Annotated in this window: 9 protein-coding genes and 1 rRNA gene; 4 read left to right on the top strand and 6 right to left on the bottom strand. The window is 40.2% G+C overall.

What is annotated here, in order from left to right; translation table 11 throughout:
* The first annotated feature begins 244 nt into the window (after positions 1–244).
* A complete protein-coding gene (locus A7967_RS08870) occupies positions 245–514 on the top strand; it encodes a hypothetical protein (protein ID WP_054205799.1) in 270 nt (89 codons plus the stop codon).
* Positions 511–2,088, top strand: a complete 1,578-nt coding sequence (locus tag A7967_RS08865; RefSeq protein WP_054205798.1) for a PepSY-associated TM helix domain-containing protein — start codon at positions 511–513, stop codon at positions 2,086–2,088. The genes A7967_RS08870 and A7967_RS08865 overlap by 4 nt, the downstream gene beginning before the upstream one ends.
* 311 nt (positions 2,089–2,399) lie before the next feature.
* Here A7967_RS08865 and A7967_RS08860 read toward each other — a convergent pair whose 3' ends face one another.
* Both A7967_RS08860 and A7967_RS08855 read right to left on the bottom strand, forming a co-directional pair.
* Positions 2,400–4,220: a choice-of-anchor I family protein gene (locus tag A7967_RS08860; RefSeq protein WP_054205797.1), complete on the bottom strand. Its 1,821-nt coding sequence runs from the start codon at positions 4,218–4,220 to the stop codon at positions 2,400–2,402.
* 140 nt (positions 4,221–4,360) lie between these two features.
* Positions 4,361–5,638 (bottom strand): acyltransferase family protein, encoded by a 1,278-nt coding sequence (locus A7967_RS08855; RefSeq protein ID WP_082379053.1) that lies wholly within the window; start codon positions 5,636–5,638, stop codon positions 4,361–4,363.
* 197 nt (positions 5,639–5,835) lie between these two features.
* Between A7967_RS08855 and A7967_RS08850 the strand changes: the two genes are divergently transcribed.
* Positions 5,836–6,705, top strand: coding sequence for a LytR/AlgR family response regulator transcription factor (locus tag A7967_RS08850; RefSeq protein WP_054205796.1), 870 nt, complete (start codon positions 5,836–5,838; stop codon positions 6,703–6,705).
* Positions 6,706–7,089: 384 nt separating this feature from the next.
* On the top strand, positions 7,090–8,361 hold the full coding sequence (locus tag A7967_RS08845; protein WP_054205795.1) for a LysM peptidoglycan-binding domain-containing protein: 1,272 nt from the start codon (positions 7,090–7,092) through the stop codon (positions 8,359–8,361).
* Positions 8,362–8,435: 74 nt separating this feature from the next.
* On the opposite strand, the gene creD is transcribed toward A7967_RS08845, so the two are convergent.
* From creD to rrf, 4 genes are all read right to left on the bottom strand, one after another.
* On the bottom strand, positions 8,436–9,743 hold the full coding sequence (gene creD / locus A7967_RS08840) for a cell envelope integrity protein CreD (RefSeq protein WP_054205794.1): 1,308 nt from the start codon (positions 9,741–9,743) through the stop codon (positions 8,436–8,438).
* A gap of 340 nt (positions 9,744–10,083) precedes the next feature.
* On the bottom strand, positions 10,084–11,565 hold the full coding sequence (gene creC, locus A7967_RS08835) for a two-component system sensor histidine kinase CreC (RefSeq protein ID WP_054205793.1): 1,482 nt from the start codon (positions 11,563–11,565) through the stop codon (positions 10,084–10,086).
* A complete protein-coding gene (locus A7967_RS08830) occupies positions 11,552–12,232 on the bottom strand; it encodes a response regulator (RefSeq protein ID WP_054205792.1) in 681 nt (226 codons plus the stop codon). The genes creC and A7967_RS08830 overlap by 14 nt, the downstream gene beginning before the upstream one ends.
* 461 nt (positions 12,233–12,693) lie before the next feature.
* Positions 12,694–12,808 (bottom strand): 5S ribosomal RNA (gene rrf, locus A7967_RS08825).
* Positions 12,809–13,037: the final 229 nt, after the last annotated feature.

The raw sequence follows: 13,037 nt of genomic DNA, 5'->3' as shown, positions 1-13,037 counted from the left end.
AATCAGCGTGTACCGCCAAAATGGTTAACCTTGTTGTTTACGACCGGTTTATTAATTTTAACTGTATCGCTGATGCTTATTGCTAATACAGGCATTTTTATTGCGCTTCTTTACGTATTCATTTTATTTATGTTTTTTATTCCTGCCCCTGTTTTTTTACTCTCGCACAGACCTAAATGGGCTTGGCCAAGCGTTGGTTTTTTTTGCTGCCTCGCGGCGGTATTTCACTTATTAGGAGCAACTCATGTGGCATAAAACATTTGCCGGAATGTTAAGTGGCTTAATTGTAATGATACTGGTGCCAAGCATCATTAGCTTAATATTCCCTCAACTAGTCGGGCTTATTTTAGCGCTTGGATTGGTATTCGCTTTATCAGCATGGGCTGGCGTGATGACTTGGTGCTATGGTGCAAATACAAATAAACAAGCATGGTTAAGAGCTGCTAAGGCGGCCATTCCAACCATTATTATCTTCATTGGCGTATTTTTAACTGCTACGGGGCCAACAGTATGAATAAAGAGACCTTAAAAAACCTTACACATGCTCATGCGTGGCTTGGGTTAATTATCTCTGGCGTATTAATGATTGTATTTGTGTGCGGCTCAATTTCGTTTTTCCGCCATAATATTACACAGTGGGATAGCCAGTATCATGCTCCTGCGGCCGCTTCGGGTGAAGTGGTGCCTGTATCAACAATTCTAGATAATATCGCAGCTCAAAATTTTGCTATTCCTGCCCATCATAATTTATTAATTGCACTACCATCAGCAGAGCAACCTTATTATTACACCGCGTTCGAAACTGAAACTGCGGATGGTCATCATGTTGACCACCAGCTAAATTTTGATGCTGTTACAGGGCAGCAGCTACCATTTGATCTTGATACCTTTTATTTGAGTGACATGCTCTATAATTTACATATCAGCTTATTACTCCCTTATGGCACTGAAATAGTGGGTGTAATTACCTTGCTCTTTTTTGTGATGGTGATGTCTGGTTTATGTATGGTATTGAAAAAAATGATCAGTCATTTTTATCAATACCGTACAAATCGTAATAAAGATACTTACCTTGATGGGCATACTTTAATTGGTGTTTCATCACTGCCATTTACCTTTGTTTTTGCACTGACTGGGGTTATGTTTAATTTAAGTATTGTGCTACAAGCAGGTTTTGGTTTTGCTGTTTTTAAAGGTGATATACCTGCTTTAATACAAACGGCAGGCTTTTTTCAATTCCCTCAAGTGGAATATTCTGGCAATGCTGTAAACAATAGCCAAGTTGATGTCATCCTCAAAAAAACCCAAACACAGTACCCAAACCAAGCTATTAAAATAATAAACATTTATGGTGCAGGAGACGAAAATGGCGAGGTAGAAGTTAGGCTACATGAGCAAAACAGTTTAGTGCCCACAACATACCTTACTTATAAGCTTAAAGATGCCTCGTTTATTGATGAGTATAATTCAAAGCAAGCGCCTACAGCAGCCACTTACACTGTACTAAGTAATCTACATTTTGGCGAGTTTGGTGGGATCACGCTTAAGTTTGTGTACTTTATTTTAGGGTTTAGTTGTTGTTATTTAATTTTATCCGGCAACCTTATTTGGCTAGAAAAGCGAGAAAATAACCGCCAACAAAGTAAACGAGGATTAGCTTTTGTAAAAGCCATGACCTTAGCTCTTTCAACAGGAACATTAATCGCCGTAGCCTGCAGCTTTATTGGCGCACGGCTTACTTCTATTAGCTGGGATCGAACCGAACTACTGCCTACCTTGTTCTTTTGTGCTATTGGAGTCAGTTTATTACATGCAATATTTAATAGTATGCAGCGCCAGCGCGTTCGTTTAGCGATGGTACAACAGTTATTTGTTGCAGCATTACTATTTACAATTTGCCCTATTTACGACCTTATAAATACTATTTTTGGACACACCACGCACAGTTACCAATTATTAGATGTGGTTTTAGTCAATGCGATGTTGTTAGTTGTAGCGGGGTTTTGTTTTACTTTAGCGCAATACAAACGCCGAGGTTTGGTGAAAAATAGTGCATTTGACGATACGCCAAAACCAATTTTGGAATAACTCAACCACATAATAAAATGGCGCACTGTTTAGTACGCCATTACATTGTAGGTCGTCATTTATGGCGACACAGCATAAACAGCCAAATTCACCTTTACGCGCTAAAGCACGTCCTACATTGTAGGTCGTCATTTATGGCGACAATCCAAAGTATAACCCTACAGCAAACACCTTTTCGCGCTAAAGCACGCCCTACATTGTAGGTCGTCATTTATGGCGACAACCTAAAATATAACCCTACAGTAAACACCTTTACGCGCTAGAAAATAAAAGGACGCACTGTGTATGTGCGCCATTTTTAAGTTAAATAATTACTTAAGTGCAATTTCCCATACTGCTATTGAACCTGATATTTCATTACCCACAATCAGCAATGCTTTGCCTGTCGCACTTTGCTCAGCTGGTACAAATGCCATGCCCTCTGGCGCTAAATCGCCAGTGATATCTGCCCCTTCTGTCGTGCCACGGTTATAAAAATAATCAGTGTATTTAACGTCAAATGGGTTGGTGATGTCGTATACCATAATGCCACCCATACGCTCTAATCCAACAAACGCAAATAAACGCTCGCCAACTTTACCAAGCGCTAATGCTTCAGGCTCCGGCCCTTTGGCATCTGAGCGGGTATCGCCTTCATTGGTATCTTCATCGTTATTAAACGCGCTGCCATGAATAGATGCGGTAATGCGCTCAATTTGATCCCCAGAATCAAATACCACTAAGCCATTGCTATCCCAAATAGTGAATGAGCGTGCACCGTAAGTATAAAGCTGCTCATATTGCCCATCATTATCTGCATCGCCTTTCACTGTGGTTACTTTTAAACGGCCAATATCGTCATTGTCGTTATTCAGATAAGAGAAGTTCGCCGCGAGCGTTAAATCTTTTGCGCGTGACTCATCAATGTACGCCAAGCAGCCGTCTTTATCGTCAAAATCAAGACCGCCTTTTGCTGTACAGTCTGCGGCATTGGCTGCATCAAAAAAGTACTCTCGGCCATCACCTTCGTTTGCACTGACAATGAAGTTTGCCCCTTTGTAGCTAAAGCTGGAAATAGTATCTGGCTGATACATACCAAATAAACCTGGGTACTTCTGAAAATTAACTTTGCCGTCTTTATCTGACGCATCCATGGTCAAGTTAGACCAATCTTTAAAACCAAGCCCCATCAACTTTAGGCTGTTGTCTGTTAAATCAACCACAGCCAAGCCGTTATTTTCTTGAATAGACACGTACGCGTAGCGGTTATCTTTGGAGATACTGACATACTCAGGCTCTAAATCCATTGCCACCGTTGTATTAATAACCTTGCCATTAATCGTTCGCCCTGTGGGATTGGCAAATACAAAACCTTGTGCCTCTAGCTCTGTTTGTTTGTCGTTATAGGCTGTAAAATCAAGCATTGTAGCTGCATCTGCAATCGCCCCGTTATTAACACTGATAATGCTAATACTGCCAAGTGGATCTACACTGTAATCGCCTGCAGGCTCACCTTCATTTGCAACCACTACCTTGCTGCCGTCATGGGTGAATGTCACCATATCTGGCAATGCACCAACCATTACATTTTTAATAAAAACAGGGGCATCGCCTGCGATGTTATAAAAGGCAATGTAACCTGCTTCACCAACCGTTTTAGATGCCATTGCCACAGCAAGGATCTGGTTATTCTCATCAATTGCAATACTGTTTGCATCACCGGTGGTGTGATCATTTAAAGTAATGGTGATCGCGCTTGTTAAATTAGTTGCCGTAACAATGCCTTCATTATTTTTTACCATGGCGGCGCTATCAAAGCTTTGTGCTGGCAAAATATTTACAACGGCAACATCACCGGAGCTGTTAATTGCATAAATCCACTTTTTTGAAGCCTGATAAGCAACAATTTCAGCGGCCCCTTCAGGGCTTTGTGCATTTAGTACCGCGCGACCAACTAAGTTAATATCTAAAAGTCGATTCGCGTCTTGACCATTTTCACCATTAGCGCCATCGCCCCCATCAACTCCATTTTGACCATCAACACCGGCAGCTCCTTGCCCTCCCTGCGGACCAGTTAAACCATCGTCGCCATCAAGCGAGCACCCTGTTAAAGCACAAAGTAATGAAATTGCGAGCAATGAACGTTTTAGCATGAAAAAACCCTTTTAATTTTTTGAATAATTAATTGGGGCATAGTGCATCACATGTGTATGACTAATGGGCTACGGTTTTATGGTTTTTTTATGACAACTAATAATACAGGGCAACTCTTAACTCAGCCCTAAATCACTTTCTAAATAAGTAATACCAACATCAACGGGCTAATAATCCCAAATCCAATCAACCGCGCATAAAAGCGAAGTTTTCTGCTGTATTGCCCGCTAGGCTTTATACCAAACAACGGGCAAAGAACATCGAATCCGCTAATCACTTCATAGAAAAACCAACAAATCATAAAAGTAAGACTGATGATAGCAAGAGGCTCAATGATTACTCCCAATTGCATTGGCGTAAACCAAAACGCCAAGGCGATGATCACGCTTTGATGTAAAATATAAAATGGGAAAACGGCGCCATTAAGCTTGCTAAGTATCGGATGGTTGCGATTCAAAAAACGCTGTGCGAGGGCTAACATCAGTACTACACCAAGTAAACGCTGGGTGGTATAAAGCATGTCCATGCTAGTGATTTGCCATTGGCTAGATGCAGGGTTTTGCCAAATAATATGATAGCCCGCAACAACTAATAGATAACCGACAATAAATAGCCCTAGCAACACCCGCCAACAGCGCAGTAATTGGTTATAAAATACTGGCTGCCACGCAAGCAAATAACCATAAAGTAAAAACAACGCGCCCATGGGATAACGAAACGTATCACTCGGCCAGCTCAATTTTAGCGCGCAAAGCGGCAACAGTAATACAATGAAAATAATAAGCAGTGACTGCTCACACAAGTACGTAATTAAAGCCTGAACTTTAGAAAGATGTAGTAAAGGTAAAATCAGCACAAGCAACAAGGTAAATTGCCATAATGAGCGTAAATACCAAAGGTGATTTACATCAACATGGGGCCAAATACCGGCACTATAATTTTTAAAAACCGGGTGTGATAAATCAAAAAATGCCTGATAAAACTGCCAATAATTCAGCGTTAAACCACTTTCTTGTGACATTTGCGCATACAGCTGTACCGGAACTACAAACCAGCTCCCAACAAGCAAGGGCAATAATATGAGTATACTGCGACTAACTAAAAAATCCCAAAAAGACAAACGCGCCGCAATGAAGCGCAGTGCAGCGCCAGAGATAAACCAAATCAGTCCCATTCGCCAGGGCGATAGTAATAGCATGGCATTTTCAACACCGCTGCTTAGATATTGGCTTTTGAAATGAAAACCCCAGCTTTGGCTGTACAGCATACCTGTGTGATAAAAAATAAGTAAACCAAATGCCAACACTCTTAGCCAATCGAGCTCATAGCGCCGCGGTAAACTTTCACAAGAGTGATTAAACACATTTCGCCAAGGTGAAAAAACACTCCCTAGCCCATTTTTTAGTTGTTTGACCATGACTTACATCCATACCTTAATATGTGTATTAATGTAGCGAAGATAATCTTAATTCCAAGTATAAAAGGCTGATAAAACAATACGTAGGGATAAGCGGTGGCTCACAGGGACAGTAGCCGATGAAAAGTATTGCCTATTATTACCTGCTTGCTATGCTCAAGCTTATTGGAATAATTTTTGCGATAACTCTGTAAAGTATGCACACATTAAATAGCGCTCAACTACACCACTTTCAACACTACCAAAAATGGTATGCCGCTATTTTTCTAGCATTGTATGTGTTTATTAACAACAGTATTAACGCCACCTCTCAAATTATGGAAGCGCAGCGCGATGGCGCATTACCATTTCTGTTGTGGGAGCCTTTTGTGTGGGAATACACGAGCGCTGTTAGTACCTTATTACTCATACCAGCTCTTTTATACTTGCTAAAACACCATCCTTTTAATTGGCAAGCAGTGAACCGCTCAATCGCTTTATATTTTGCAGCATCTGTACTTTATTGTGTGCTGCACGTTGGGGTGATGATTGGATTGCGCAAGCTTATCTATTGGCTACAAGCGCGCGCTTATGACTTTGGCCTGAATTGGTTTGAGCTGTTATATGAATACCGCAAAGATCTGTGGGCGTTTTTGTTTTTTATCGTCGTTATTAAAGTATTTAGTTATGTTTTCGCTCAAATCATAGGGGAAGCGACCACTTTGGCAAATAATGAAGAAGAGCTTATCCCCACCCAATTCGATCGTTTTTTAGTAAAAAAGCTCGGTAAAGAGTTTATCGTTAAAGTGAACAACATAGACTGGTTAGAATCATCTGGGAATTATGTAAACCTGCACTGCGCAGAACGTATTTACCCACTTCGTGCTACATTAACTCAGCTTAGCAGTAATTTAGAATCTCAAGGATTTTGCCGTATTCATCGCTCTCATGCAATTCGCTTAGATGCAGTTGAATCGATCACACCATTATCTAGCGGCGATAGTGAAATAAAACTAACCACGGGTAAGGTACTTAATTTATCCCGACGTTATAAAGATCAATTTAAAACTCACTTAAATATTAATTAACCCCAACTTTGGTTAAGATGCTAATTAACATAGTAATATTAGGGCGTGTTGACCTTTCGTGATTGATTTTGCAGCAGACTGTTTGGTATTTAGGCAAGGCAGCGCCTATGGTGTGTGGTTGTTCCCCATAAATAGGCGATAACGCAGTATAAATGCCAAACATGCGCTGCCCAAAGGGTTCTTCCTAGGGGTGATTAACTCATTGTTGCTCGGTTTTTACTTAGCCCACTAGGTTACAAACCTCGCGCCGCGATTAAATCGCCCCTAGATTGAACAAACTTCAATCCACAAAGGTCAACACGCCCTAGTGTTGTTAGTACTCTCCAGCTAGCGTTCGTTTTTAGCTAGGCTGACCTCATCGACACTTTAGGAGTGATTTCATACGTGTTTTCTAATCGATATATCGGCATTTTTCCGCTCATTTTTGTTTTATCTGGCTGTGAAACCACATCTGAAAAGCCAACCCCTCAAACAGTTATTACAGCACAGCCAAGCTCCGTTATTAGTCAGCAAAGTGAAGCGATTGAGCAGGTAGCGCCTTTAGCCCCTCAAACGCTAGATGATGTTTGGCAACGTATTCGCGTACAGTTAAGCTTTGCTGATTCAAGCCACCCAGATGTACAGCAACGCATAGCGTGGTATTTATCTCACCCAAACTATATGGATGAAATTAGCCGCCGAGCCGAACCTTACCTTTACTATATTGTAAACGAAGTCGAAAAACGCGGGTTACCCATTGAATTGGCATTAATGCCGCTGATTGAAAGTGACTTTGATGCAAGTGCCTATTCACATAAACATGCTTCAGGGTTATGGCAACTGACTCCCGCAATTGCCAAGCACTTTAAAGTGCACATATCTCCTTGGTACGATGGGCGTCAGGATGTCATAGATAGTACCCGCGCAGCGCTCGATTTTATGGAGTATTTATATCTACGTTTTGACGGTGATTGGTATCATACTGTTGCGGCCTATAATCTAGGCGAAGGACGTGTATTGAGGGCAATTCGTAACAATAAAAAACAGGGTAAACCGACCGATTTTTTTAGTTTAAAGTTACCAAAACAAACAAGTCAGTACGTACCTAAATTACTTGCTGCGGCGCAATTATTAAAAAGCCAGAAAATGGCATTTCCAGTAATTCCAAATAAAAATGCTATTGCTGTGGTGCCTGTATCGGGATCGGTTATTTTAGATAACAAAGATAAATGGCAACAACTAGAATCATTAAATAATGGCGTGATCCGCTTTCCTGCTATTATTGATGCACCGCACATCGTTGTCCCTATAGATAAACAAGCCGCATTTAAAAGCATGCTCGCAAGTCAAAAAAGTAACGATTTCAGTCAATGGCAGCATTATACAATTCAATCTGGTGACAGTCTCAGTGTGATAGCTAAACGCTATGCGATCAGTGTGAATCAATTAAAAGCATTTAATAACCTAACGAGTAACCGCATTCGCGCGGGGAGTAAATTGATCCTCCCTATACTTGCCGATCAAGAAATTGAGCATAAAGTAAAATCGGGAGAAAGCTTATGGAAAATCGCGAAGCATTACAAAGTCAGTATAAATAAACTAAAACAATGGAATAATCTCTCAAGCGACCATTTAAAAATAGGCGAAAAGCTAACTGTATTTTTGTCTAATAGTTAATAAACCTGAACTCTGAATAATCATAAAAGGGCCGATAAAATTATCAGCCCTTTTATTATTTGAGCGAAGGTTACTTAAGTAACCTCGTTATCAGCTTGCGGCTTTGTGCTATACCAGTTTACGGTTCGAGTGAGCATCATAATCAAACTGAGTACTGCAAACACCAATACACTGCCCATCAATAATGCATAATCTTCCGCACTTAATAAGCCAAATAATAAACCATATAAAAACACAACACCGAGGAAGAAAAACCCACCATGTTTACTATTTTTAAGCATGCCCGCAACATAGATACTGAGTAAAAATGCGGATGAAAGAGCTGATAAAAGATACGCCAGATTAAACCCTAAATGCTCACTTAAAGAAATCAACAGTAAATAAAAAACAGCTAGAGCAAGTCCGACAAAACCATATTGTACAGGGTGTATTGGCTCACCACGCAATACCTCAAGTAAAAAGAAACTAGCAAACACCAGTAAGATCACGAGTAAAGCATAATTACTTGCGCGATAACTTTTAAGATAATGATTTACGCCATCAACTAAATTAACCCCCATGCTGCGCTGCTTAAATTGCGCACATTCATTTTGAAATAAACAATGGTTAAATAACTCCTGCAGGTTCGTGGCAAAATAATTTGTTTGCCAACTTGCTGAGAAGCTTTGCTGTGAAATATTCGATTCAATTGGGAGGTAGTCGCCGACAAAACTTGGATGAGGCCAATCAGCTTGCATCGTTAATGAGGTTTCTTTGCCAACAGGCGCTAAAGCAAGTTTGCGCATACCTTGCAAATTTAAGTCAATTTGGTACGGTAAAATAGGCGCTTCCATGATGCTTGCATAATCAAGTTCAATACGAACCCCTTCTGGTAATTGTGCGATTTGCGTACCCGGTAACAATTTGTAGGTGTGATCATTCATACTTATTTGAGAGCCTTGCCCAATCCCTCGGATATCAGCAATGGCCATAACAAGATTAAGCCGCTTTATTTTTTTGCCTGCTAATGGTTTTAATGACGTTGTATCAAACACACCATCAAACCTATTTTTTGAACGATATAGAAGAGCTTTATAAATGCCCCGGTATTTTTCGAATGTTGATAATGTGCTGTCTATATTCAGTGATTCAGGCAATAGCAAAACACTTACGGCATGATCTATCGTTTTACCATCTCGAGTGCTGGTTTCAATATATTCAGCATGAATAAAAGGACCAATAATTTGTTGCTCAGCACTACTACTTTTTGCAATATCTGCTTGAACTTGATCTTGCAGATCAGCTCGCTCATCTATTAAATTTTGGATCATAAAAATTGGGATAAGTAGCAGGACAATTAAACCTATGATTATCAACAATTTTGTTTCTATTTTTTGTTTCATCTATATTCGCTCCATGTATTATTTAAATATACCCAAGCCACCTCAAGATGCGAGTTTCAGTTGGAATTTAAAGCGATTTAGGCAAGGCATTGATTGCAAGTAATAGTGGTTCTATTGTTAAAATCAATAACGTAGTATAAATCGCTTTAAAACCAACCCGCAGGGCGCTTCACAGGGACTTACTCTCATCGTTGTTCCTTCTTAAAAGGGATTGCCATTGTTTCAAAGTAACGCCTTGATATTAAGCCCCTGTGAAACGCTGAATTCTGCATCTTGAGGTGGCTTGGGTATACATGGTAACGAAGCTATGTGGAGTTATGGTGGGTCTTAAGTGGAGCTTTTATGGAGTTGGTACTGTGATCTCAACCAACACCCCTTGTTCAATATTACTTATAGTGAGTTCCCCTTTATGTAATTTAATGACTTGCTCTACAAAATTTAAACCTAAGCCTGTGCTTTTATTACCGTTAGCACGAGGCAGTGAGTAAAAGCGCTCTGTAATGCGCAACAGCGCATAATCAGGAATACAAGAGCCCGTATTACTAATTTTAATACTCACCATGCGCTGACGTAATTCTACGAAGATATTGATTTGACCGCTTTCGAATAAAAAGTCGAACGCATTATCAACAATGTTATAAAAAGCCTGCTGTATTAAAAAGCGGTCTCCCATTAACTGCATACTAGAGTCACATTGAATTGTTATTAGGGCATTTTTATTAGTGGCTTTAGCTATAAAAGAACCCTTTATTGCCTCAAGTAATGGGGCTATAAAAATAACTTCTCGCTTTTCAAGTTCAGGAAGTTGCTCTAGTTTCGTTAATGCTAATAACTTATCTATCAACTTTTGCATTCGTGCTGTTTCTGATTCAATATTACTAGCAAATAACTGCTGTTTATCATTACTTAGCGGGGTTTGTAGGATCTCACTCGCGCCTTTAATCGCTGATAATGGACTTTTCAATTCATGTGTTAGAGTTTGCACATAGTTTTCTACATAGCTTTTACCATCTAGTTGACGGCGCATTTTCTCAAGTGCATCACTGAGTAACCCATATTCATAAAATACTCTAAAAGTCGGTTTATTGGCCTTTTCACCCCGGCCTATTTTGTCGGCATAATTAGCTAGCTTATACAAAGCGCTATTGATCCGCCAAGCGATCAAAGCCCCTACTATTAATGCCAATATACTCATCACCGCTAGCCAACTTAATACACGGTACTTAGACATATTAATAAATGGTTGCACCGATCGGTTTGCTTTAGCTACCGTGACAGCGCCAATGATTTTTTCATTATGGATAATCGGCGCAGCTACATGCATCACAGTAGAAAGGGGATCACTTGAATCCAAGGCTGTAGAGCGTGCACCATATTCTCCTCGTAATGTCAGATACACATCATTCCAGCGCGAAAAATCTTTACCTATATCTTGCTGCCAAGAATCAAGGACAACAACTCCATCAGCATTAGTAATATAAATACGGTGATTAATTGCAGGCTTGCTAATCCCCCAAATGGCCGCATTAGGCTCTCGCATACCGTATGAATTAATCTGTTTAGCGAACTTACCTTCTACCAATGTACCCTGAACAAGATCTTCTCGGGCCATGACAGCGAGTAAATTAGCCATATCAACGAGAGTTTCTTCACTTACTTGACGCACCGTTGGTTTTATTTCGCGCATTACAGTAGAGCTAACCAAGTAAGTTGTTAATATAACGAGTACAAAATAGAGTAAAAATAATCTAAACCCCAGAGGGATTTTAGGCCAGCGCTTAAATCGAGATAACCCTTGAGTAATCTGTTTAAACGGGCTCATAAAAGTACCCAAAGCCACGCTTTGTATGAATCAATTCATCTGTACCTGCTGTGCGTAACTTGTTTCTAATCGCTTTAATATGACTATCAATATTACGAGCATACATACTCTCTTGGCATAGTTCAGCTGATGATAATAATTGCTCGCGAGAAAATACCTGCCGTGGTTGTGAGACTAGTTTATCGAGTACCTTAAACTCCAAAGCAGTTAGACCAAGCGATTGCTTTGCATAATAATAATCGTAGTTTTCACTATAAAGCACAGGTTTACTTTGAAAGGAATCTAACAGTGGCGCCGAAACACGATGTGGTTTTAAACGAAGTTTCACGCGAGCTAGCATTTCTCTAGGGCTAAACGGCTTAGTAACGTAGTCATCACCACCTATCTCTAAACCAACTACACGATCTATTTCATCATTGCGGGCTGTTAAAAAAATAATAGGTAATGATGAAAACTCTCGGATCTGCTTACATAACTCAAAACCGTTAGCATCGGGTAAACCAATATCCAAAATGAGTAAATCAGTACTAATTGCTTTTAAATGTTCAAGCCCCGCGCCAGCAGTTGAAAACCAGGCGACTTTAAATCCATCCATTTCGAGTGTATGAATTAACGTATCAGCAATCGCTTTCTCATCCTCAATAATTACAACCTGTATACAAGACATATCGACCACTTCCCTTAACAACCTCATTAGCAGGCATAATAGTTACAGTTAGTTATAGCCCAGTCAATAAAGATAATAATTTGCACAAGTTGCTGTTCACTTATGGAGTTTGTATTTACTGTTCAAGAGACCAAGCTATCCTGAAAAAATATAGTCCCTTGCTGTCAACCTATTGTAGATCGTGATTTATCGTGACATGAAAATGCGTTGCGAAGAGAGTATATGGGGCTCTGGGGAATACTGTATATGCCTTCAAGCTAAAGCCTGACCTACAATAAAATACCTGCAAGTTGATTGTAAAACCGTCGGTCGTGATTTATCGCGACAACCGATATATGAGGGTATATCGCTTTCAGATGAACGCCTGAGCGACATTGACCACCTTGCACCTTGCTCACTTTTTCACTTTCCTGCAGACGTAAAAAAGCCCGACTCTATGAGTCGGGCTTTCTTTATTTGGAGCCTGGCGATGACCTACTTTCACATAACAAATGCTACACTATCATCGGCGCTGTTTCGTTTCACTACTGAGTTCGGCATGGGATCAGGTGGGTCCAAAACGCTATTGTCACCAAGCAAATTTGGTGTCAGTTCGTATCTCTACGCACTAACTAAAATTTGAAAATGCTGATAATTGTCTTCTTACAACTTTAAGCTTATCGCTTACAGCTGTTAGTAAATCTACTTTAGTTGTCGCGATAAATCACGACCTACAATCTTAACTTCTGCGCTTAAACAGTCACATAAAACGCGTTTGGCGTTGTATGGTTAAGCCTCACGGGTAATTAGTACAAGTTAGCTTAAC

The organism is Pseudoalteromonas neustonica (assembly GCF_001653135.1).
GTDB lineage: Bacteria > Pseudomonadota > Gammaproteobacteria > Enterobacterales > Alteromonadaceae > Pseudoalteromonas > Pseudoalteromonas neustonica.
This window is presented reverse-complemented; position numbering and strand designations above follow the sequence as displayed.

What these genes read in the sequence shown, in the direction of transcription:
- A7967_RS08870 (WP_054205799.1), top strand. Translation starts at nt 245, where the DNA reads ATGTGGCATAAAACATTTGCCGGAATGTTAAGTGGCTTAATTGTAATG.
- A7967_RS08865 (WP_054205798.1), top strand. Translation starts at nt 511, where the DNA reads ATGAATAAAGAGACCTTAAAAAACCTTACACATGCTCATGCGTGGCTT.
- A7967_RS08860 (WP_054205797.1), bottom strand. Translation starts at nt 4,220, where the DNA reads ATGCTAAAACGTTCATTGCTCGCAATTTCATTACTTTGTGCTTTAACA.
- A7967_RS08855 (WP_082379053.1), bottom strand. Translation starts at nt 5,638, where the DNA reads ATGGTCAAACAACTAAAAAATGGGCTAGGGAGTGTTTTTTCACCTTGG.
- A7967_RS08850 (WP_054205796.1), top strand. Translation starts at nt 5,836, where the DNA reads ATGCACACATTAAATAGCGCTCAACTACACCACTTTCAACACTACCAA.
- creD (WP_054205794.1), bottom strand. Translation starts at nt 9,743, where the DNA reads ATGAAACAAAAAATAGAAACAAAATTGTTGATAATCATAGGTTTAATT.
- creC (WP_054205793.1), bottom strand. Translation starts at nt 11,565, where the DNA reads ATGAGCCCGTTTAAACAGATTACTCAAGGGTTATCTCGATTTAAGCGC.
- A7967_RS08830 (WP_054205792.1), bottom strand. Translation starts at nt 12,232, where the DNA reads ATGTCTTGTATACAGGTTGTAATTATTGAGGATGAGAAAGCGATTGCT.